Here is a 24417-nt window from a genome sequence, read left to right as displayed (position 1 = left end):
ACATTAGGGTTAGAAGTGAAACGAGTAATTTGAATATCACAACATAGATTATTGTATTGGACTGGAGCAAAGAGTGTCTGAACCTTTTTTTTCTATTGTTATTCCTACTTATAAATCTTCGAAAACAATTGCGAGGACACTGAAATCTATTCAAAAACAAACAACGCAGGATTTTGAGATTATCGTCGTAGATGATGCCTCGGATGATTTTTTATCTTTAGCTCAAGTGATAGAAGATTTTAGAAAATTTAATTTGGATATAAAGATTCATCATTTCGAGGAAAATAAAAATGGAGCGGCGGCACGTAATTATGGAATTAAAAAATCCTCAGGAAAATATATTGCATTTCTCGATTCTGACGATGAATGGGCACGTGATAAGCTGTTAAAATATAAAGACATTATATTAAAAGAAAAAACAGACAAAAAAATATATTACAGTCAAATTGAAATTATCTCCGATGGAAAAAAAAGTAATCGCATTTTACCAAAACATCCGATAAGAGACGGTCAATCTGCTGCGTTGTACATGTTTGGCTATGCGGGAATGATCCAAACTAGCACGATTGTTTTGAAAAGAGAATATGCATTAAGTATTCTCTTTAATGAAAATTATAGACGACACCAAGATTTAGATTTTTGCGTTAGGGCGAGCGTTTTGGGTTTCGATTTCATAATGATTAATGAGTCTTTATCCATTTATCATGTCAGTCATAATGTTAATATCTCAGTAAAAAAAGAGTCTATAAGCTATTCAAAATTTTGGGTTAAAGATATGAAGGGATACCTGACGGAAAGAGAGATTTCCTGTTTTAATGCTTATATTTTACCGTTTAAGTATCTAAATGAAGGTGATAAAATAGGCGCATTAAAAACGTTACTTTTGAATGCGCCTAAAGCCGGGATGAAAATATTTTTATTTAATTTGAAAAATAAATTGAACAGATTTTTAGAATGATTCAAATGACATAAATTTATGCATAATCTCTTCGTACATAATTAATAATATTGGTTATCTTGAGATGCAGACTATATTTTATTTGTCATTCACAACTATATCAATAATTTCTATTATATTTATAATATTAAAAAATGCGAAATCTGAAAGCTATTATAATGATATTTTGATTTTCCCTGTGATCTATTGTTTCTTCTTTACTATTATTTTAGCATATAATAAAGAAATATTTTCCGACTCACTAGACTACGCAAATTACTTTAGCAAATTAGTAAATTGGAGCTTTGTACAAGCATACAACGATCCGTATAGTATTGGTTATATGCCAGGTTTCAAAATTTTATCGTGGATATTAGCTCATACAGTATCAAATGTTCATTTTTATTTTTCATTTATATCAGGGCTGATATTTATAATGGTAGCAGTTGGTTGCGTGAGAACACTTGGTCTAGCTTATGGTTCAATAGCAATTATTTCTTATACAATGTATCCCTACTTCTCTTCATATACTGCTTTAGGAATTAGGCAAGGACTAGCGTTGGGTGCTATGTTGATTTTTTTTAGTTACATTATTGAAAAGAAGAAAACACATAGTCTAATATGGTTATTTATTGCTGTTATGTTTCATAATACAGCAATAGTCCTTTTGGCCCTATATATACCGATATTCCTTCATATTAACCAAAATAAATTATCAAAAATAGTAGGATTGGCATGGCTTTTTACACTAATCTTATCGTTTGCAAACGTATTTGAGAAATTGATAGCAGGTTATGTAAATGTCTATACATTAGATGTTCGCTATCAGTTATATTTCAATCAATCAGCGGATTATGTTGTTGGCTTTCGACCTGATTTTGTTTTATTTTCTCTTTTTCCATATCTATTGTATAGACTATCAAATAAAAAAATGAGGGGTGATGATCAAGTAAAAACACTATTGGTTTCCTTTTATACATTAAATTGTTTAATGAATATATTTTCATTTATGCCATATTATGATCGTTTCGCTGCATACTCGTGGTTTCTCATACCAATATTTATCGCATTACTTGCTAAGAAAGGGAATAGTCGTAATATATTTAACACTTTGCTAATGATATTATTACCTGCATCGAATATACTATTATTCATTATATATAATTCAAAATGGTATTTCGGGACTCCTTAAATTAAAGATAAAACAATGAACAAAAAATACGCAATATTAATTCCCACATATAATTCTTCGCTTTCAGACATATTGAAAACATTTTCAACTTTGCCAAGAGATGCAAATATATTCATTATTGACGATGGAAGCAAAATTAGCTTTAGAGATGAAACCGGGAATGAGCTTAACCAGTATTCAAATCTAGTAATTATACGTTCTGAAGAGAATGTTGGTATAGAAAATGCCCTGAATATAGGTCTTGTACAAATAATAAAAGAGTATGAATATGTCGCCAGGTTAGATATAGGCGATATATCTCATATTGATAGATTTGAAACTCAAGTAAAATATTTGAATGAGCATCCAGATGTAGTGATTGTAGGAACATGGGCAGAATTTATAACGCAAGATGGTAAATTCTTATTTATAAATAAAACACCCGTAGATTACCGAAATATTTCCAATCAGATGTTTATAAATAATGCCTTCGTTCATCCTTCAGTAATGATGCGTTGTTCAGCTTTATATAAAGCTGGCCTGTATAGCCAATCTTTTCAGGCATGTGAAGATTATGACCTTTTTTTTAGACTACTTAAATATGGGAAAGGGCATAACATACCTAAGGTTTTGTTAAAATATGAAGTAAATTACTCGAGCATTTCATCTAATAAGAGAAGAGTGCAAGTTTATAATAGGTTGAAAATTATAATTAATAATTTTGAGATTTACCGACGCGGAATTTATCCCTATTATGGCATCTTACGAGCATCTGTTTTTTTACTTGTTGGGCGCAAAACAACAATGTTCATCAGAAGTTTAATAAGGAAGCAGGGGAAATGAAAGTACTTCATGTGGCTGAAACCATAAAAGGTGGCGTCGCAACAGTTATGAGGCAATTGGTTACATCACAACTTGCTGACAAAGATTTGACAAACGTTAAATGTTTAATACCAAAACAACAAGTTTCAGAGCTAGAGGGAATAAATCAAAATAATATATATTTTTATAATAGGACCGGACGTAATTTTTCCTCACTGATTCGTTTAACAATCAATTTCATAAAAGTATTATTAACTTATAAACCTGAAATCATTCATTTGCATAGTACTTTTTCAGGAGCAATATGCCGTATAGTATTATTTTTCGCACGTCCAATTTATAGACCAAAAATAATCTATTGTCCACATGGGTTTAGCTTTTTGATGAAAAATACTGAGCTAAAAAATAAAATATATATCAATATAGAAAAGTACTTGTCTTTTATTACCGAAAAAATAATATGTGTTAGTCAATTTGAAGCTGAAGCTGCAAAGCGAGCAGGTCTTGATCCAAAAAAAATTGTACTCATATATAATGGCATAAAGCCAGTATTTTATGAAAAAAATTATAATGATGATTTCGCATTAAATTTGTTGTTTATAGGACGATTGGATTTTCAAAAGGGGATTGATATTCTTGAAAAGGCTATGCAACTACTTCCGGAAGATAAATTTAAACTTATTATTATTGGTGATAGTGAAAATGGAAAAAGAGAGAAGCTCATTAAAAAAAATATAATATATAAAGGATGGCTAAAAAATAGCGAAATCGTTGAGTACCTTCAGCAGGCTGATGCTCTTGTGATACCAAGTCGTTGGGAAGGATTTGCAATGGTACCCTTAGAAGCGATGAATTATTCTTTGCCTATAATAGCTAGTGATTCGACGTCATTAATAGAAGTGGTTAAAGAAAATGAAACAGGGCTTTTCTTTGAAAATGAAAATGAAAATTCTCTTGCCTCAATAATTCTAAGTCTTGATAAAAGAAAATTGCAACAATTTGGAAAGGCTGGCAATAATTTTTTCCTGAAAAATTTTACAGATGATCGAATGATTGACTTAACAAATCAACTTTATAAAATCAATTAAAAGAAATGAACATTGCTCATGAAATAAAGATAAATTTACATATCGCCAATAAATAAAATGGCAATTTATAGATGTTTGTATATCAGTTAATAGCTTGACTACATTTTGAGATAATATTTATTTTATAGCTTTAAGTTTAGTGATTTTACTTTATAAATATTCAAATTTCTCAATAAAAATTTTTTTGATAAATCTATTTTACTCTATCTTCAAAACTAAACAATTGGAGAAGAACATGTTTCTGTTTAAGAAACCATCAGTATTAATAAAACGGCGCCTATTTTTATTAAATTTATCAAAGAAATTAGGGCTTCTTTTTATAGGTAATTCTCTAATTACAGATAATGTGTATGGAGAAAACAAGGTTCAATCCGTAAGTAAAGGCTTACCAGAGACTTTCGAACAACAAAAAACTGCACATACATCGGGATTTCAAGATCAGGATGTTATTAAGGAAAAATTAATTGATTTACAAATTGAAAATATACTAAAACAGCCTGATGGCTACAAATATATTGGAGGATGTAACACCGTTGAGGAACTTAAAAGCATTGAACCTTTGTATCATGGGCAAAAAATACTCCTAAACAATAATAGCTATCCAAGTAGTCAAGGAAAGATAATCCCGACATTTGAAGGCGTCAGTGAAATGTGGCATGACAGCAATGACACTGTTACTAAAGGGGATGATATTTTAAGTTTCGTAACTTTATCAGGCAAACGATGGAAAAGAACTGAGCGACACTGTATTGATTTTAATTGGTGTGATTTTGGCGATGTAGATAAAAGTATTCCTTTACAAAGAGCTATTGATCTTATTCTTGCGATTGCGAATAAAACAGGTAAAGCATATGAATTACCATTTATTAATATCAAAGCTGGCTCATATGCGATGCTTTCAACGGTAGTACTATATCCTTTTATACAAATAAAATCATTAGGTAGTGTCACGTTCGATTTTTCTCGCGCAAAAAATATTAATATTGGGTTTTCGATCAATACCGAAATTCAATTAGCTCAGGATTTCCTGAAAATGCCAGGAAATTCTGCCCCTTGCCTTAATGGGCTGAACGGTGTGATAACAATCGTTGGGGAAGGCCGGAAAACTTCAAATGCAGCTGCTCTTTCTATCGGTAATACGCAAAGCTCTAAGTCTCCATGTAGGGATGTAAAAACAAATAATGTTGTGATCAGTGGATGGAGAATTGCTCATCTTTATCAAAATTTTGATACATTTTTAATTAGCCACCGTGATTGTAGATTAGAGTCAAATAAATATAATATCGTAACATCTGGTATTAATAATAATAGTGGCGAAAAGATTTCGTACGATGGGTGCGTCATTGCAGGTAGTGGATTAAGTAATATATATATCAATTCAGCTGGTTTTGACTTTAATTTTATAAATTGTAGCTTTGATTTTACGGGTCAAGATATTATTTTTATTGGCGTTAAAGCAGGGTATCAATGTATAAGATTCATGGCCTGCCATTTTGAACAATGGGATGGCTATATAATAAACTGCAAAAATAGAAATAATAATATAACAGTTATGATTTCGAATGCTATTATCCTTCCTCGTGCCAATGATCATAATGTTTTAAATTCTCCCTCTCGTCCACTTTTCAAGTTAAAAGATGGAGTTACAGTTTCTCTAAAAGATTTCGAAATAAGACATGAATATCCGGCTATTAATGAAAAAATTTCAATGACTTGCGATGAGGAAGGCGAGTTTCAAGCGAGTGGATATGCCAAGGATCCTTATCCGCAAATACCAAATACTTCTTATAATGTGTTCGAGAATTTAAAAATTTGGAATGAAAAAGTAAGGAATTTTGATGAGTATATTAATAATAAAAAATGGAAAATAACTTGTAATAATACAAATTGGAATACTACCTCTAGTAATGGTTTTTTAGAAATCATCCCAGAGAATAAAACAAAAGCTGGGAAAACAGGAGATTTATTTTGTATTATTCAAAATGAAAGCTTTATTTCAGTTAATCCAAATTCAATTGTCAGCTTATGGTGCTGCCTTAGAACCGATGAAATTGAAAATGCTCCAAAAATCACGATTCAGTTGGAATGCTATGATATTAATAAGGAGTCATTAAATTACAACCAAATTTTTTCTTTTGACTATAAAGATGTTTATAACAATAAAAAGATGAACAATTTTTATAAAAATAAAAATTCACCCATAGCTAGCACTGTTGGTAGACGTAGAATTAAGTCAAATACAAATTTTATAAAATATTCAATTAAAATTGAACGAATAACCTCAACTGTATCAGTAAACGAGCTAGGGTTTGCTATTTTTTAACTAAGCTATTTTAAGGTAACAAAATGAGAATTGGTCTATCGCGTTGCAAATACCCGGAGGTTAGGTGTATTGTTAACAAGGAAAGTATTAATGATACATACATTAATTTTGAGAAATTAAATTTATCATATTATATTAATAAATTTAAATCGTTTTTTTTTAAAAAAAATGTGACACATTATTTTTTTAAACCTTTTTTTTTTGAGTCTAAGCATATTGATATATTTCATTTCGTTAATGATATCACAGATGCAAAAGTTAGATGGGTAAGTACTTTTGAAACAATGATCCCCAGAACTGATGCATTGTTGAATGAACATCGCAAAGCTAATGGCGAAATTAGCTATAAATATGAATCAAGTATAGAAACTTTCGTTGAGTTAATGGCTAGTAACTTTTGTCTAAAAATTATAGCGTTGTCTTCTAATTCTTATAATATTCAATGTGCATTTTTGAAAGCGTACCCGAAATATTTTGAATCAATTATTTCGAAAATGGAAATTTTACAGCCACCCCAGAAATTATTAGTGAATTACATTTCTGAGAAAAAGTTACCACTGAATAAAATTAGATTTATTTTTATTGGTCGTGATTTCTACAGGAAGGGGGGAGCTGAAATTGTATATGCATTTGATTCTCTCATTAAAGCAAAAAGCCTAGACCAAGAAAAAATAGAATTAATACTTGTAGGGGATTTGTCAAGAACAAATAATTATGTTTTCAATGCAAATCAGTTAGAAGAAGAGGAATTACTAGGCATCTCTTCAATGATCAATAATACAGATTATATAAAACATTATAATTTTTTAGATAATGAGAAAATAATAAATCTTATCAAATGTTCCCATGTCGGTTTATTACCAACATGGGGAGATACGTTCGGTTATTCTGTACTTGAGATGCAAGCGGCTGGATGTCCTGTAATTACCACTGATGTGCGGGCGCTTCAAGAAATCAACAATAATAATGTTGGATGGTTAATTAGTACAAAGAAAAATATATTTAATGAAATCGTAATTCAAAATGCTGATGAATTGTTAGTGTATAAACACAGTATAATAAGACAGTTAAAAAAAATAATATTAGAAATTTATCATGAACCATTTATCATTAATGAAAAAGCAACTGCATCCATTGAGCGTATCCGGAAAGATCATAACCCTAAAAAATATTTTGAAAAACTACAAACATTTTATATGTCTTAAAAAACTTTTAATAATTTATGTAAATGTCACTCATTAAAATAAATATATAACGTTCGACGCACTAAAAAATCACATCGTTTTGATAAATTTAATTTTTGTAAAGGAAAAAAGATGCAAGATCCGCATGCTATCAATTGCAGTATACTTGTAGTGGTATACAACAAAAGCTTAGAACAGTCTAATACATTGAAAAGCATGATGAGTTTTAAATTTAAACATGTAAATCTTTTTGTTTTAAATAACGGTCCTTGCGAGGTGAAATTTGAAAAAAGTTTCGAATCGTTTTTGAATAATCTATTTGATTCAGTTGTGTTGTGCAATCAAATTGATAATATGCCTCTAAGTATAGCTTATAATAGATTTATTGAATTGTACCCAAAATCTAAAAAATTCGTTATTCTTGATGATGACACTATCTTAACTCAATCTTTTATAGATCTCATCTCTTTAGAAGATGATGATTGTGATCTTAGACTTCCGCGCATTACATCTTTAGATTCTGATATTGTTCACTACCCAGTCATGGATGACATCGCTGTTACATATGATTGCGAATTAAGTATTAGTAAAACAATTTCCATTGGATCAGGTTTAGTAATATCTAGTAGCCTTATTGAAAAATTTTATAAGAAAAAATTAAAACCATTTGACGAACATTTTGCTCTTTATGGTGTAGATTTCAGTTTTTTTAGAAGGACTTGGCGTCTCAGAGAACAAGGTGAGCTTTTTAAAGTTTATTGTACATCTGTTCTTTATCATTCCTTATCTAGGGTAGAAGGGGATATAAGTACTAACCGTATACGCGAACGTTTATATGATATTGCCCTGCAAGCTAGACATTATCCTTCTTTTAATCACTATGAAATATTCTTTAAAAATTTAATTAAATATACTATAATTGGTAAATTTTCTTTTGTTTTTTTGATATTAAAAATATATTTTTTGGGCTTTCATCCAAGATGTATTAAGTATAGAAATTTCTAATTCCGATTAATTAACGTGATTATTTTATATTTTTATTATATCTTGATTAGGAGTTTTAAATGGGGAAAAAATGGGTAACAATATTTGAAAGATACGAAGATTTCCATTTTAAAAAGGACGTTGGACAAATACCTTATCACGCAAATGTGATTTTGAATTATGAAGTTGAACTTTGGCATTTGGGGAAATATAACTCCTTAACAGATCTCAATAGCTTTAAGATTCGATGCATCAAAGATGGAAATACAATTTTTTCGTTAAACTTGCCCATTATTTTTAGATTAGTTAAAGAAGCAAAAAAAATTGATGTTTTGACGCTATTTCATTTTAGAAAATATTCATTGATATATGCCTCGATATTTAAGTTTTTAAATCCAACAGGATTTGTAATGATTAAATGCGATGCTAATAATTATGAAATGCCTTTTCTAAACCAGAGTAAAATATTCGAAAGAGTTATAAAATTTTTTGCAAAAAAAATTGATTTGTTATTGATTGAGCATTTATCTATTTTGTCATTTTTTAATCAATATGCATTCAAGACATTTTATATGCCTAATGGTGTAAGTGCGGAATTATACAATTATGCTGGAAGTACATTAGTTTGCAAAAGTCGATCAGTGGCTGAAATAATATTTGTTGGCAAATGTGGTGATCCAAGAAAAAACGCAGAACTGATAATTCGAACTTTGGCAGATCTTCCTCATGGTTTAAAGTGGCGTGCTAGATTCTACGGAGGGCAAACAAAAGAATTTGATAATTTCATTGAGATCTATCGTAAAAAACCATTCGATTTCATTAATAAAATTGAATTCATGGGTTTTATTTCAGATGCTCAAATACTTGCAAAGGCATATGCTGAATCTCATATTTTTTTGATGACATCTCATTCTGAAGGATATCCTTTATCCATGATTGAGGCTTGTTGGTTGGGATGTATGCCAATTCTTTCAGATAGAAGTGGTGGAGATGATTTAGTCGCATGCTCTGATGGATATATCTACAAAAATGAGGCTAGTCTTTTGTCTATTCTCTTAAAATCAATACAAGAGATTGAGAGTACCATTGACAAAGGAAAAAGGTGTCAAAAATATGTCAGCCAAAATAATGACTGGCGGATCAATATCAAAAAACTTGGTGACATAATTAATAATGAGTAAGTCGATCGTTGGAACTGCCTCTATTTATGCCATTGGCTCATTAATAACTCAGGCTTTAAATTTTTTAGCCCAGATAGTCCTTATGCGAAGTCTCAGCCTTGCGGATTATGGTTATTATGGACTTTCCTTTGAAGTGTTAATTTTATTGCAAATGGTGGTTGGAGGAGCCTTTCGGAATTTTTATTTGCAATTGTTTAGGAACGAAAGTGCCGATGTGAATAACTTAACTTACTATCAGATTTCGAATGGTAGTCTTTACATAGGTTTGTTCAGCATTTTATTATATTTTCTCTATGGTGTAGGCTTTATTATAAGTATTTCTTTAACACTATCGTTTATTTTGACGTCATTGTCTCTCCCGCTACAAACAAAGATGTTGGCAGATAATAGAAGAGTAGTTCTAATTGTCAAAGATATTCTTACATCTGTCGTTTCAGTGATGACAATTTTCGTGACTGTTAAATTAATGCGGCTTCCAGTGACACAGGTCGTAATTGTGCAATTAATTCCCGCTGTCTTTGTTTCTTTGACATATATATATAGATACCAAAAAAATATTTTTAAAGAATTTACATTAAATGCTTTTTACAAATATGCAAAATTTAAATATGAGCCAATTCTAATTACTTTTATCTTAGTTTTTTTAGTTAATTCATTACATAATAAACTAGGTATATTATACATCAAGCATTTTTCTGAACTTTCAGTATTAGCTATTTATATAGCAGCATTTAAATTTATTAATCCTACATTATTTATTCAATCATCTTTGGTCTCGGCTTACATGCCACGTTTTATAAATGACAAAAATTTCCGATTTGATCATAAAGTTTTTTTAATTTTTTTCATTCCGGGATTGGCGGTAACATTAGCGTTATATTTTCTTTTTCCTTATGTAATTAGTTTTCTAAATTTAACTCTTTATACTAATACGTATTCACTTATAAAAATAGGGACATGGTTTATTTTAGTCGTTTTTATATATGGCCCGATGTCAAATTATATTTCTGTTTCAGGTGGCCAAAAGTTTATCCTCATCGCAAATTGTTTTGCCTTTTCATTGTACCTTGTTGCTGCACTTATTACAGGCGTTTTTCTTACAGAAAACGCATTGGCACTAGGTATTGTTTTTTGTTTTATTCTAGCTGAATGTCTTATTGGATTTTTTTATTATTTATATTTAGCCAAAAAGAAAATGTATATTTCTTTTTTATTTCCTTTTTCATTAGTTATGATTTTGTCGATATCAACATCTATTTTTATTAATATTATTTAAATATAAAAATGTCACAAAATTTTCACGTGTTTACTTTTTATATCAACAATATACATAATCCGCTCACGAGGAATTGTCTTAGGCAAATGCAACTTGTGTTTTGATAATTTTAATTATTGCAAATTTGACCAAATCATTACGCTTAATATATAAAGCACTCAATAATTTTGCTGTTTATATAATTCATTGTTTATTTATTTTGATATGATTTAACCAAACCAAAAAATGTTGCAACGTAATATTTTTCTTGTTTTTTTATGTACATAATCACAAAAAGAGTTAACGTATGAGTCAATTAAACACTTTAAAAAATATTTTTGCTAAATTAGGGCTAGCTCTTTCTGATTTAATTTTTTTTAATCTATCGTTAGTTCTTGCTATCGCTTTAATTAGTAAATTCACAAATGATATTTATATTTATATACCCAGGGAAGAAATACACGCAAGATATTATTCGCATGTGATTCTTTCAATAGTTTGTATAACATGGTTTTGGACAAGATTAAGACATTATACATACAGAAAACCTTTCTGGTTTGAATTGAAAGAGGTTTTAAGGACGTTATTAATTTTTTCTGTGATTGATTTAGCAATTGTTGCTTTTTCCAAATGGGAATTATCAAGATATGTATGGTTCATAACATGGGTCTTTGCAGCAATATTGATGCCTTTTGGTAGATCAATTATTAAGAGATTATTGAATTATTTTGGTTTATGGAAAAAGCAAACAATTATCATTGGTTCTCATAGAAATGCCTGTGATGCTTACGCTGCTTTGCAGAGCGAAGAGATAATGGGTTTTAACGTTATTGCATTTTATGCAATAGGAGAAAGCAGTCCTGAGACTTTGATGAACATTCCCGTAATAAAATCTGAGAATGAACTTTGGTCTATTGTTGATACAGTAAATACACAGTTTATAGTGGCAGTTGAGTTTGAACAGCATGCAAATAGGGATTATTGGTTAAAAAATCTTGCAAAGCATAATTGTCGATCAGTTTCGGTTATACCTACGTTACGTGGAGTTCCATTATATGGGACAGATATGTCTTTTATATTTAGCCATGAAGTTATGATTCTTCGTGTTAATAATAATCTTGCAAAGCGAAGCTCCCGATTTTTAAAAAGAGTATTTGATATTTTTGGTTCTGCTTTGATTTTGCTGTTTTTATCGCCAGTATTTATCTTTCTTCTTTATCAGGTTTCACGTGATGGTGGTAGTCCCATTTATGGACATGAAAGAATAGGTTTAGATGGTAGGAAATTTAAATGCTTGAAATTCAGATCCATGGTTTTGAATTCTCAAGAAGTACTTAGTACGTTACTTGAAACAAGCGCAGAAGCAAGAGCCGAATGGGAGAAAGATTTTAAATTGAAAGATGATCCTAGAATAACAAAAGTTGGCCGGTTCATTCGCAAAACAAGCCTTGATGAACTACCGCAACTTTGGAACGTCTTAAGAGGAGAAATGAGTCTAGTTGGTCCACGCCCTGTAATTGAAAAAGAGCTTGAGCGATACGCTGGTGATGTAGATTATTATCTAATGGCAAAACCTGGAATGACGGGTCTTTGGCAAGTAAGTGGGCGTAATGATGTAGACTACGATGTCCGTGTTTATTTTGATGCTTGGTATGTAAAAAATTGGTCATTATGGAATGACATAGCTATTCTTTTTAAAACTATTAATGTAGTTCTTCGAAGAGATGGTGCGTATTAATTTCCAATACGAAAGGGTGAATGTTAATCAAAAGAAAATTTTGTTCCCCTTCGTAAAATAATAGAACAATTATGAAATTATTACAGTAGTGTAATGATGTAAATTTTCTATAATGATGACGTTAAATTTTTTAAAAAATTAGTAATTGTAGGTCATTATATGAAGTCATCTTAAAATTATATTTTACTATTACAATGAATACATATGACATTTGACTAAAATAAATGAAAAAATTTACTGTATCTATGTGTTTATATTTTTTATGATATTTATTTTATATGCGGCTAGAGCAACTCTTAAAGATGCAGTATATTAAAAAGAGATTTCACCACAATGTTATAGAAAGCTACAAATTTGGGTGTTTTTATATATCAAACTAGTCAAGCTATTGTTTATTGAGCATAAATGATTTAGTAATTAAAAAATTTATGAATAATCTAACGTGTGTCACGTTTTATATGCACTTAATATTGCTTCAGAGAGTGGTTGTTGTAGGTTTTTTTTCCAATTTTCTCACTTTAAGCATGTTATTGATTGGGTTTTCAATATACTTGAAAAGTATTATGCCGCAAATGACCGAACTCAGCAAAAGCGTAACTCCGAAAATTAGACTAATGGAACTCAAGTGCAATTTCTTAAGTACTAAAGCGCTAGCAGAAAGTACAAAAGGATGAATTAAATATAACGAATAGGATGAGTTTCCTAATATTAATAAAATTGATTTCAATTTTCCATCAACTCGTGCTATATATTTTTCCATGCCAACTAGACCAATAAAAACAAATAACATCGGGACTCCACCGCTTAAGCTTCGGCCCAAAACAGTATTAAATATCCCATATTGATTTTGAATTATAATTAAAAATATTCCTATCAATAACGAAATTATACAAATAATGATAGGCGTTTTATATGATGATAACATTCTGTACGCCAACATTCCGTATAAAAATTCACTCAGTATCGGATCTGTCAAAAATAAAATAATTACATTTTGAAATTTATAAATAGATCCTATAAAAATCATTAGTGATATTACGAAGACATTAAATTTTAATAAGCCTGTTTTTTTGAAATTTAGGCTTAGACCGAAAATTATATAAAATAAAAATTCATAACTTAAAGTCCAGCCATTTTGTACAAGCAGCTTCTGTCCATTTGGTATGAGTGTATAGGATGCAATAATGCTTGTTTGACCACCAGAACTGTTTACTAGCGATGGGACGATGATATAAATAATAAGAGCAACAGTTGTCATGGCCCAATATAAAGGGATAATTCGCTTAATGCGGAGCATTAAAAATTCACCAAAATGAATATTTTTGTCTGAGGTGGTAAAACACATAATGTAACCAGATATGATAAAGAACAAATCTACACCATATTGTCCGATATGTACCCATTGGAAGGCACTATTGTTATATTGACCTGCCTTGATCGTAATGTGATAAATCACAACCATCATAGATGCTATTGCCCTGAGCATTTGGATTGAAATTATCATAAATATCTATTATTTAGTTTTAGGGTATTGATCATTCTAAATGATTTGATGGAATATTCCTATAGATAATTTTAATCTAATTTTAATGGGCCTATATTTTTGAATTTTTTTATAAAAAGATAATTTTATATTCCTTGTGGTTATATCGAATGCGATTTTTAAACATTATGTAACAATGGCATTATGTTAATATAAAACTAGATTATTAAAATAAAAACATGAATAAATTTGTATGACTTAAATGTTGAGCTTCTTGAAGTGCATTTTTACGCATAGTGGTTTGAATGTAGGCTTGACTCGATGGTTACTAAAATAATAAATATTTATTATCCGTTGATCTAGAACAAATTACTCGAGAAGAACACTAAAGTGTATTTTAAAATGGAGCACTAGTATTTATATATTAAACAGAAGTGAAAAATTTTATCTTTTAAAAATTAATCCTTTTGACTTACTATATTTCCTCGACTTCTTAAGAATGCGCGTTTGTGTAATGCATTCATCTACATATTAATTAAGGTAATACTTTCATATGAAAATATTAGTTACCGGCGGTGCTGGCTTTATTGGCTCGGCTGTAGTGCGATATATTATCAGAGAGACTGAAGACGATGTTCTGGTAATGGATTGCCTTACGTACGCAGGCAATTTGGAATCGTTAGCAGAAGTAAAATATAACCCTCGCTTCAGCTTTGAAAAAGTCAATATATGTGATCGTGCAGATTTGGATCGTGTCTTTCAGCAACATCAGCCTGATGCGGTAATGCATCTAGCTGCTGAAAGCCATGTTGATCGTTCCATTGATGGGCCATTAGCCTTTATTGAGACTAATATTGTTGGCACATATACGTTGCTTGAGGCTGCACGTAAATATTGGCTTGGTCTTGATGCCGTGCGCAAAACGGCATTTCGTTTTCATCATATCTCAACCGATGAAGTCTATGGCGACCTGCACAACACAGTTGACCTTTTCACAGAAAACACCCCTTACGCACCAAGCAGTCCCTACTCGGCATCTAAGGCTTCAAGTGATCATCTAGTCCGTGCATGGCACCGGACTTATGGTTTACCGACACTGGTCACCAATTGCTCCAATAACTATGGCCCTTACCATTTCCCAGAAAAACTAATCCCTTTAACTATTCTAAATGCTATCGGCGGCAAGCCTTTGCCTGTATATGGCAACGGTGCGCAAATTCGCGATTGGCTGTATGTTGAAGATCATGCGCGCGCGCTCTATACGGTTGTTACTAGCGGCCTCATTGGTGAAACCTACAATATAGGTGGCCATAACGAACGCAAGAATATCGATGTGGTGCTTACTATCTGCAGATTGTTGGATAAGCTAGTCCCTGATAAACCCCAAGGTATAAGTCATTACGAAGAACTCATCACTTATGTAACGGATCGTCCAGGCCATGATCTTCGATATGCCATTGATGGAGCAAAGATCAAGCGTGAACTTGGCTGGCAACCCCTTGAAACCTTTGAGAGTGGAATACTTAAAACAGTTGAATGGTATTTAAACAACCAAAGTTGGTGGCAACGTGTTCAGGACGGTTCTTATTCCGGCGAGCGCCTTGGTTTAAAATAATACATACAGGAAAAGATAAATATGAAAGGCATAGTATTGGCTGGCGGCACGGGTACGCGTTTATATCCTATTACCCGTGGAGTATCTAAACAACTATTGCCGCTGTATGACAAACCGATGATTTATTATCCTATCTCGGTATTAATGCTTTCTGGTATTCGCGATATATTGATTATTTCCACTCCGGAGGATATGCCTTCTTTTCAGCGCCTGCTCGGGGACGGTAGCCGTTTTGGCGTTAATTTTAGCTATGCTATTCAACCAAGTCCTGATGGACTTGCACAGGCATTTCTTATCGGCGAAAAGTTTATTGATGGTGATCGCTGTGCATTGGTCCTGGGCGATAATGTCTATTTTGGCCAAAGCTTCGGCGCCAAATTAGAGAATGTTGCTTCGCGAATTACCGGGGCCACTGTTTTCGGCTATCATGTAGTCGATCCTCAGCGTTTCGGCGTGGTTGAATTTGATGAGCAATTCCGTGTGTTATCTCTTGAAGAAAAGCCACTCAGGCCTAAATCCGAATGGGCGGTCACCGGGCTCTATTTTTATGATGAGCAGGTTGTGGAAATGGCTAAACAAGTACGACCCTCCCCACGTGGGGAATTAGAAATTACCACGCTTAATGAAATGTACTTAAAACAAAATCAGTTAAATGTTGAGTTGCTGGGCCGTGGCTTTGCCTGGTTAGATACGGGCACTCATGAGAGTTTGATTGAAGCCTCAGTATTTATTCATACCATTGAGAAACGACAGGGTTTTAAAGTCGCTTGTTTGGAGGAAATCGCTTTCAATAGAGGCTGGCTGAATAAACAACAAGTGATAGAAGAAGCAAATTTGATGAGTAAGACAGAATATGGTCAGTATTTGATCCAAATTGCTGGGGAAAAAGCTCAATGAAAGTGCATGACACGAAAATTGATGGTGTAAAAATCATCGAGCCAAAAGTTTTTGGAGATGCGCGAGGTTTTTTTTTAGAAACATTTGAAAAAGAACGTTATAGATCGCTATTAGGTATTGAGCTGGATTTTGTTCAAGATAATCATTCAAGATCCTCAAAAAATGTGTTACGAGGTTTACATTTTCAAAAAATTAATCCTCAAGGTAAGCTGGTCAGGGTAGTTCGGGGAGAAGTATATGATGTTGCAGTGGACATTCGACGAAATTCTCCTACCTATGGCATATGGGAAGGGATAATCCTATCGGAGGAAAATAAGATGCAATTTTGGATTCCTCCTGGTTTGGCGCATGGTTTTATCGTGCTGTCAGATGTTGCTGATTTCGAATATAAATGTACTGATTATTATAACCCTCAACATGAGGGGTGCTTATTATGGAATGATCCTGATGTGGGAATTAATTGGCCTGTAACAAACCCTCTGTTATCTGAAAAAGATAAGTTGGGCAAGTTTTTGAAGGATCTATAAATATGAAGATATTACTTACCGGAGCCAAAGGTCAGCTTGGGCGTTGTTTTCAAGATCGCATTCCTGCAGATTGGCAAGTAAAGGCCACTGACAGCGATTCACTTGATATAACAGATATTAGCCAGGTCGAAAAAGTTATAACTGAATTTAAGCCTGATTTAGTCGTTAATGCTGCTGCGTACACTGCGGTAGACAAAGCTGAGAATGAACCACAACTTGCCCGTCTGATAAATGCCATAGGTCCGGAAAATCTCGCCATTGTAACTAAGCGAGTCAATGCATTTTTCGTCCATGTATCAACTGATTATGTCTTTGATGGATCTTCTTCCTTACCGTATAATGAAGCTGCTGCTACCCATCCTCTTAGCGTATATGGATTGACAAAGCTCGAGGGAGAAAGGGCAGTTCTGGGCATTTATCCACAGGCTATAATTATTCGTACGGCTTGGGTATTCAGCGAATATGGCAATAATTTTGTCAAAACCATGTTGCGTTTGGCTCGTGAGCGAGAAAGCCTGAGTATTGTTAATGATCAACGTGGCTGTCCCACCTATGCCGGCGATATCGCTCAGGCGATCATCCAACTCTACTGTCAAAAAACCACAGGAGGTATCTATCATTTCTGTGGGGACCGTGAAGTATCGTGGAAGGAATTTACAGAAGAAATCATCACTATTGCCGAAACGCAAAAATTAATTCCGCGTCGTCCTCAAATAAAAGGGATAAGCACATCAGAATATCCTACTGCTGCACATCGTCCAGCATATTCAACACTGGATTGTAATAAAATTGAGTCTTATGGAATTTACCCGTCGGATTGGGCAACAGCGCTTATTACTTGTATATCGAAATTAGCATAAAAATTCATTGTAAGTCATTTTATGTATGCCTTGACAAAAATTATTTATTAAGGGTTTAATTCTCAGGAATTACTGGCAATATATCTTATTGCAAATGCGATTTTTAACGTATTTATACTTTATCCTTTTTAAGGACGAGTAATTTGAACTAATCTGAAAAGGCGTGACATGGAGGCGCAAACCGATGGGATTAGTCTGGAATTTCATGATTGGCGTTTCAACCTGCGCAGTTCCAACACCGAGCCTGTGGTGCGTTTAAACGTTGAGAGCAAGGCGAATCCCACTCTTATGCATGAAAAAACAGCAGCCCTGCTGGATTTGTTAAGAAGCGAGTAATCATATCGCTTGTCCCGGTGCTATTATTGTAACTAGGTTTATAAATACATGTCTTTTTTTAACCAATTTGGTGCTTACTGAATGAAAATTTTAAAAGCTGTGATCCCCGTTGCCGGCCTGGGCATGCATCTTCTGCCGGCCACCAAAGCCATACCGAAAGAAATGCTGCCCATCGTTGATAAGCCGATGATCCAGTATCTGGTTGAAGAGTGCGCAGCCGCCGGCATCAAAGAGATTGTGCTGGTGACGCACGCGTCCAAAAATGCCATTGAAAACCATTTTGATACCTCGTTTGAACTGGAAGCCCTGCTGGAAGCACGGGTTAAAAATACCCTGCTGAAGGAAGTGCAGGCCATTTGCCCGAAGGGCCTTACCATCATGAATGTTCGCCAGGGTGAAGCGCTGGGGCTGGGACATGCCATTCTGTGCGCCAAACCGATGCTGGGCAACTCGCCGTTTGTGGTGGTTCTGCCCGATATCCTGCTTGATGATTCCACCTATAATAATCGCAGCGAAAACCTGGCGGCGATGGTGAAGAGTTACCATGAAACGGGCCATAGCCAGGTCTTGGTGCAGTCCATGCCGCGGGAACATTTGCCGGAGTATTCGGTGATCAGCTGCAATGAGGATGTTTCCAAGCCCGGCGACAGCGCGTTGATTCAGTCGTTTATCGAAAAACCCCAAGACCTGACCAATATCGATTCCGATCTGGCGGCGGTGGGGCGTTATGTCCTGTCGGCGGATATCTGGCCATTGCTGGAAAAAACCGAGCCGGGCGCCTGGGGCCGTATCCAGCTCACGGATGCCATCGCGTCGCTGGTGAACCATCAGCCGGTGGATGCGCTGTATCTCACCGGTAAAAGCTTTAACTGCGGCCGCAAACTGGGTTATATGCAGGCATTTGTGACCTATGGCCTGAGAAATGAAAAATTCGGCAAAGATTTCCGTGAGAAGATCAAAAGCCTTCTGTAGCATAGCTCTCTGTTGTGATAAATAGGGTTGCGCTAAATAACTTCAGGAGTTCTTATGGCGATTCTTGTCACCGGCGGGGCCGGGTATATCGGTTCGCATACGGTTTTATCGCTGCTGGAGCGGGGCGATGAGGTAGTGGTGCTGGATAATCTTTGCAACGCGTCTGATGTCTCCCTTGACCGGGTGTCCGAATTAACAGATAAAGATATTGTTTTTTATCAGGGCGATGTGCGGGATCCGGATTGTCTGCAGCGTATTTTCGACGATCATGATATTACGGCGGTGATTCATTTCGCCGGCCTGAAGGCGGTGGGGGAATCCGCCCACAAGCCGCTGGAGTATTATCAAAACAACGTCAGCGGCACCCTGGTGCTGCTGGAAGAGATGCGCCGCGCCGGCGTGCACCGTTTTATTTTCAGCTCTTCCGCCACCGTGTATGGCGTCAATGCGACGGTGCCCTACGTGGAGACTTCGCCCATCGGGGGGACAACCAGTCCTTATGGTACCTCCAAGGTGATGGTGGAGCAGGTGTTGGCGGATTTCGCCAAAGCTGAGCCGCAATTTTCCATTATCGCGCTGCGTTATTTTAACCCGGTGGGCGCCCATGAGTCCGGCCGTATCGGCGAAGACCCTAACGGCATTCCCAATAACCTGCTGCCGTTTATCGCCCAGGTGGCGGTGGGGCGCCGTGATCAGCTGCAGATTTTCGGCGGCGACTATCCCACCGAGGACGGCACCTGCCTGCGGGACTATATCCACGTGATGGATCTGGCCGACGGGCATCTTAAAGCCATGGACCATCTCGCTAACCTTAAAGGTTTCAAAGCCTATAATCTCGGCGGCGGGGTGGGGACATCGGTGCTGCAGATGGTGAAAGCCTTTGAGCAGGCCTCCGGTAAAACCATTCCCTACGTTATCGCGCCGCGGCGCGAGGGCGATCTGCCGGCGTTTTGGGCCGATCCCGGATTGGCGAAACGCGAACTGGGCTGGGCGGTGACTCGCGATCTGGATTGCATGATGCGTGACACCTGGAACTGGCAGAAGAGTAATCCGAACGGTTATAAAGCTTGACGACTGTCAATTACCCGCTTGGATAGGGCAGTATGCTGTTAAAAAGACCCGGTCTGAAGCCGGGTCTTTTTTTAGCCCTGCATAGTTACAGTATCATATCAGGCCTATCATAAGTGGTACCCAATGAGATATATGCCTATGGCAGCACTTTCTCACCTTAAAATTTATTTTATGATCAAATCAATACGTTGAAGTCCAAGGCCAAGAGTGCGCCCATCATCAGATATACCCAAAGCCAGTGGGGAGGTAGCCATCGGAACTGAAATTTCTAATTTTTGGCTTTCATTCGAGTTAGTTAAAGGCACTGAAATTGAGTAATTTCTGCCGTCAACCGATGTAAGTTCTTTATGCCAATTTTTTCCAGCTTGTTGAGTATCGAATTTAACGAGAACTGGCCTGGTCGGACTCGAACCAAAAATATTAAATTTTAGCTCTGCATGACATTCCTTTTTTGAACAATCTACGGGAACGGGTAATAACAGTGAAGATTTTCCTGTGGACCAGACATGCTGTGCCTCAGAAGTATTCCAGCCCGCTTGGAGTATAAATGGCGCCCACGTTAACTCTTTTCCGAATACGAGCGGGTAGCGAATGTTGCTGATTATAACTCTCCTTAACGCTTCTCTGCTTGCTGCTCCTGAAAACTCTGATCGCAACCTTACAGTTGCAAATAAATCACCATCCAGCACCTGTAAGTAAGGTGAAGATTGTAATGCGTTGATAACTTTACTCGAATTTTCCCTTGCGTGGTCAGGACAAATTTCTGAAGCATTACTAAACCTAACATTGACGGGGTGATTTTGTGTAGCTCCAAATACAGAGTATTTAAGCGACAAATTACATTTGTCAGGAAAACATTTATCGGGAACCGGAATAGTTAAAGCGGCTAGCTTTTCAGACCAAATAAAATTCTTATCATTACTATACCAACCATCTGAAAGGAGAGTTGAGCGATTTTTCATTGCAGGATCAACGTCAATGGAATAAAAATCATTTTTATCGTTAGCTTGGATATTTCCATTTGATGGGTTTGGCTTCAGCGTAATGTTGTGAAGGGAAATGCCTAAAATTCTATCATCTGACGAACCGCTAATGGCACGGGGGGACGTTGCCTCAGGTACGGAAATGTAAATATTTTGGAAGTTGTTAGAGCCTGATACTGGTATTTCCGTTTCTTGCGCGTTCTCTGTTGAAGACACTATATTCTTGTTCCACTCAGGGCCGTTATCGTATATGCCTGTAAGGCTGGTCGATTCACATGGCCAGCTATGTGCTGCATGCAACATGTCAAAATAAGGGATTACTACCACATCAGCATCACCCGCAGTCAATAAATTCAAAATTTGATTCGTATTATTTTGACTCAAATCCAAATTTTGACCAATTAATGTCACGGGCCATTTTTTTTGGGCTTCAGCTAAATTTTTATCTCCACCAATATTATAGGTTTTAAAACCGGCTGTGGGTGCCAAATAATTTGCTATAAAGTCATTGCTGTAGGGTAGAAATGCCACGACTTCATTTTTTTTTATAGTACTCTGAAGCTTTTTGACTAATTCGTTGTCTATTTGTTGGAACATCACGCGCGAATCAATAGCTAAACGCCAGTTCTTCATAATATGGGGTAAATTAAACACTATGATACCGGATAAGACCCCTATCCAGATTAGTCTGTTTTTCTTGGAGGTAGTTGCCAGTTGTACCATGACTAACAGCCATAAAGCAAAAATCCCGAGAGCGGACCAGCGGTATGATGCGCGCATCACGTTAAAACCAGGAACGTATTTGGAAATCAATGCGCTGCCGGTGGGCATAATGGCCAATTCCGCCGGCATCCCAGCGCTTAATTGCCCAGGTTGACTCACCGATAATGCTGTAGGTTTGGTCGAGTTAATTTTTAACGATGGACCTAATGCCATATAAAAGGCGAAAACCGCAACGGCTAGCGCCCCAGTGGCTAACTTGACGTTCTTTTTACTCAACCACCATGCAATCACCCCGGCTAACACAAGCGGTAAACAAAAGGTCGTTTTCCAGACAGAACCATCTCCAAAAAAGAGCTCGTCGCCCCGATATATACTCAACCCAAAAAAATCAAATAGCCATAAGGAGCCTCGGGTTGGAATCGCCACAAAGGACAGATCAAGTCCCCATCCTCTAAAATTGCTTAGATCATATGCTTCGAAACTACTTTTTCCTATATAGCTAGCAAACAATAGATACGCTAGTGTGAAACTAGATATATGAACTGGAAGCGCAACTTTTAATAATAATTTACGCCTATCAGGACAGGAAATATAGGTGTATACGAAAAGGATGCTCGTTCCCGTGGCAAACATGATAAATGAATAACCATCCATAAAAACAGAAATAACGGCCGTCACAAAATATAAAAAGATGGTCTTCCAGTTGACGGCTATGCTTCCTGAATGCCAACCGAACATTTTTAATGGGCATAAGAAATAGAAGGGCAGTAATGCTATTCCTAGTTCAATCATACTGTATCCGTTATGCGCCCAGATGATTGGCATGCCAACCCATGCCACACCACCAAGAATCGAGCAATAACGTCTCATTCCAAGTCTAATGCAGATATGATAAGCGGAAAAGAAGGCCAACAGGAAATAAAATGCAAAAATACCAGAATAAGCATCAGCAGGATGTAATCCTAGGCGAATCAGCAGACTAGCAGGCCAAGCAGCTGATAATCCAAACGCGATCGCCGCTGGCTGAGGAATTCCAAAATCATGCGCATAGATACTGTACCAGGGACCATTGGCAAATGATTGTGAAAATCCCATAGTCCATACCGCTTGCCCTAGGGTGGGCATCATCAAAAACGGTACTGCCCCATGCAATGCAAGAATAAAAATAATAGCTGCTATTAATATTATTATATCTTTTAACTGCCATTGCTGTCTGCTAGTTGTATTCATTTTTATGCTGGCCTCTACTTATGGGAATTAGAAAAGAAACACAAAAAAATAATAAATCACCCACCACGGTGACTGCCCGTCCCAGCAGGATAACCATGATCAGATCGGTCTCTGTAATGTAGCCTTTTAATAAAAAAAGTAATATCCATTCACGTACACCCACTCCGGCTGGCGCGCCTGGCGTGATTAATCCTGCAAGCCATGCAATGACATATGAGCTCATTATCAAAAGCCATGTCTGAGGATAAAAATTCTCACCCTTGATAATCAAATCCAGAAGAATCGAGAAAATCGCACCAGAGATAAGAAGAAACACCATGTGCAGCCTAAAGCACGTTGAAAGATGTTTGCCATTTGTTCTTTTTAGTAAGGCGGTAATAATCCAAAATGAAAAGGTTAGCAAAGCAGCGCAAACCACAATAGGTACGCTTTTTACGAACAATGGCACTACCAACCAACTAAATAATAAGCCTGCAAAAGCAATTGAGCCGAGTTCGAGAAGACTGGATCGGGCCAGTACTCTGGCGGATATTCCCGCCGCCATGCCTTTACTCTGTCTTCCCGCAATATGAAAGATATTTCCTGGGACATATTTAGCAAGCTGCGATATTCCATAGGTCCTGATGGACCATTTATAGGTGGTCTTTATTTCAGCCTGAAGCAATAACTGCCGCCACGCTAACGCAAGCAGTACATTTGCGATGCCATAAACTCCGGCCAATATTGCACAGTAAACCCAGACCTCCGAAGTTATGTTTGAAAGAACATGACTTCCCATATAGTCTTTCAATCGCAAATACACAAACAGTATGCCAATCAAGGCGGCACCGTTGCCAGCCCAATTTAGAACTTCTCGCACCGCGGGCTTCATACTGACCTTAAGGGGCGATGTGGTTTAAGGATAATGTTGATAAAATACTGAGTCACGGCGCGTTGCCATGCCTGGATAGCAAAGTAGGGCTCCAGACGTGTTTCTTCAGATTCTTGTTTTATCCTTTGCAAAGACCAATAAGTTTCCGTGTGGTCAATTATCATTC

At 35.7% G+C, this 24417-nt stretch carries 19 protein-coding genes and 1 pseudogene; 17 read left to right on the top strand and 3 right to left on the bottom strand.

Annotated features, from left to right (window positions below):
* The first annotated feature begins 73 nt into the window (after positions 1-73).
* From ACL2XO_RS18660 to wbaP, 10 genes are all read left to right on the top strand, one after another.
* Positions 74-958 carry a glycosyltransferase family 2 protein gene (locus ACL2XO_RS18660; RefSeq protein ID WP_413741267.1) on the top strand — a complete coding sequence of 295 codons (885 nt, stop codon included), beginning with the start codon at positions 74-76 and terminating at the stop codon, positions 956-958.
* 64 nt (positions 959-1022) lie between these two features.
* Positions 1023-2129 (top strand): EpsG family protein, encoded by a 1107-nt coding sequence (locus ACL2XO_RS18655; protein ID WP_413741266.1) that lies wholly within the window; start codon positions 1023-1025, stop codon positions 2127-2129.
* A gap of 15 nt (positions 2130-2144) precedes the next feature.
* Positions 2145-2951, top strand: a complete 807-nt coding sequence (locus ACL2XO_RS18650; RefSeq protein WP_413741265.1) for a glycosyltransferase — start codon at positions 2145-2147, stop codon at positions 2949-2951.
* A complete protein-coding gene (locus ACL2XO_RS18645; RefSeq protein ID WP_413741264.1) occupies positions 2948-4018 on the top strand; it encodes a glycosyltransferase in 1071 nt (356 codons plus the stop codon). The genes ACL2XO_RS18650 and ACL2XO_RS18645 overlap by 4 nt, the downstream gene beginning before the upstream one ends.
* A gap of 235 nt (positions 4019-4253) precedes the next feature.
* Positions 4254-6341: a hypothetical protein gene (locus tag ACL2XO_RS18640; RefSeq protein ID WP_413741263.1), complete on the top strand. Its 2088-nt coding sequence runs from the start codon at positions 4254-4256 to the stop codon at positions 6339-6341.
* Positions 6342-6364: 23 nt separating this feature from the next.
* Positions 6365-7546, top strand: coding sequence for a glycosyltransferase (locus ACL2XO_RS18635; RefSeq protein WP_413741262.1), 1182 nt, complete (start codon positions 6365-6367; stop codon positions 7544-7546).
* 111 nt (positions 7547-7657) lie between these two features.
* On the top strand, positions 7658-8530 hold the full coding sequence (locus ACL2XO_RS18630; protein ID WP_413741261.1) for a glycosyltransferase family 2 protein: 873 nt from the start codon (positions 7658-7660) through the stop codon (positions 8528-8530).
* A 59-nt stretch (positions 8531-8589) separates the two neighbouring features.
* Positions 8590-9690 (top strand): glycosyltransferase family 4 protein, encoded by a 1101-nt coding sequence (locus ACL2XO_RS18625; RefSeq protein ID WP_413741260.1) that lies wholly within the window; start codon positions 8590-8592, stop codon positions 9688-9690.
* Positions 9683-10966: a hypothetical protein gene (locus ACL2XO_RS18620; RefSeq protein ID WP_413741259.1), complete on the top strand. Its 1284-nt coding sequence runs from the start codon at positions 9683-9685 to the stop codon at positions 10964-10966. Before ACL2XO_RS18625 ends, ACL2XO_RS18620 begins: the two co-directional genes overlap by 8 nt.
* 286 nt (positions 10967-11252) lie before the next feature.
* A complete protein-coding gene (gene wbaP, locus ACL2XO_RS18615; protein WP_413741258.1) occupies positions 11253-12683 on the top strand; it encodes an undecaprenyl-phosphate galactose phosphotransferase WbaP in 1431 nt (476 codons plus the stop codon).
* A 475-nt stretch (positions 12684-13158) separates the two neighbouring features.
* Here the strand turns inward: wbaP and ACL2XO_RS18610 are convergent, their stop codons facing one another.
* On the bottom strand, positions 13159-14169 hold the full coding sequence (locus ACL2XO_RS18610; protein ID WP_413743089.1) for an acyltransferase family protein: 1011 nt from the start codon (positions 14167-14169) through the stop codon (positions 13159-13161).
* Positions 14170-14719: 550 nt separating this feature from the next.
* On the opposite strand from ACL2XO_RS18610, the gene rfbB reads away from it, so the two are divergent.
* The 7 genes and pseudogenes from rfbB (at position 14720) to galE (ending at position 20444) form a co-directional block, all read left to right on the top strand.
* Positions 14720-15781 carry a dTDP-glucose 4,6-dehydratase gene (gene rfbB / locus ACL2XO_RS18605; protein ID WP_413741257.1) on the top strand — a complete coding sequence of 354 codons (1062 nt, stop codon included), beginning with the start codon at positions 14720-14722 and terminating at the stop codon, positions 15779-15781.
* Positions 15782-15802: 21 nt separating this feature from the next.
* A complete protein-coding gene (gene rfbA / locus ACL2XO_RS18600; RefSeq protein WP_413741256.1) occupies positions 15803-16678 on the top strand; it encodes a glucose-1-phosphate thymidylyltransferase RfbA in 876 nt (291 codons plus the stop codon).
* Positions 16675-17205 (top strand): dTDP-4-dehydrorhamnose 3,5-epimerase, encoded by a 531-nt coding sequence (gene rfbC / locus ACL2XO_RS18595; protein WP_413741255.1) that lies wholly within the window; start codon positions 16675-16677, stop codon positions 17203-17205. The genes rfbA and rfbC overlap by 4 nt, the downstream gene beginning before the upstream one ends.
* A gap of 2 nt (positions 17206-17207) precedes the next feature.
* Positions 17208-18065 carry a dTDP-4-dehydrorhamnose reductase gene (gene rfbD / locus ACL2XO_RS18590; RefSeq protein WP_413741254.1) on the top strand — a complete coding sequence of 286 codons (858 nt, stop codon included), beginning with the start codon at positions 17208-17210 and terminating at the stop codon, positions 18063-18065.
* Positions 18066-18242: 177 nt separating this feature from the next.
* Positions 18243-18401 (top strand): annotated as a pseudogene (locus ACL2XO_RS18585) (phosphomannomutase CpsG); the annotation flags it as partial.
* Positions 18402-18482: 81 nt separating this feature from the next.
* Positions 18483-19373 (top strand): sugar phosphate nucleotidyltransferase, encoded by an 891-nt coding sequence (locus ACL2XO_RS18580; protein WP_132927502.1) that lies wholly within the window; start codon positions 18483-18485, stop codon positions 19371-19373.
* 54 nt (positions 19374-19427) lie between these two features.
* Positions 19428-20444 carry a UDP-glucose 4-epimerase GalE gene (galE, locus tag ACL2XO_RS18575; RefSeq protein ID WP_413725037.1) on the top strand — a complete coding sequence of 339 codons (1017 nt, stop codon included), beginning with the start codon at positions 19428-19430 and terminating at the stop codon, positions 20442-20444.
* A gap of 164 nt (positions 20445-20608) precedes the next feature.
* On the opposite strand, the gene ACL2XO_RS18570 is transcribed toward galE, so the two are convergent.
* Complete coding sequence (locus tag ACL2XO_RS18570; RefSeq protein WP_413741253.1) at positions 20609-23380, bottom strand: hypothetical protein; 2772 nt, start codon at positions 23378-23380, stop codon at positions 20609-20611.
* The gene (locus tag ACL2XO_RS18565) at positions 23367-24239 is read right to left on the bottom strand and encodes a hypothetical protein (protein WP_413725035.1); all 873 of its coding nucleotides are present in this window, start codon (positions 24237-24239) and stop codon (positions 23367-23369) included. Before ACL2XO_RS18565 ends, ACL2XO_RS18570 begins: the two co-directional genes overlap by 14 nt.
* Positions 24240-24417: the final 178 nt, after the last annotated feature.

Origin of the sequence: Sodalis sp. RH15, from assembly GCF_047324255.1 — a bacterium.
In the GTDB taxonomy this organism is placed as follows: Bacteria; Pseudomonadota; Gammaproteobacteria; order Enterobacterales; family Enterobacteriaceae; genus Acerihabitans; species Acerihabitans ligni.
This window is presented reverse-complemented; position numbering and strand designations above follow the sequence as displayed.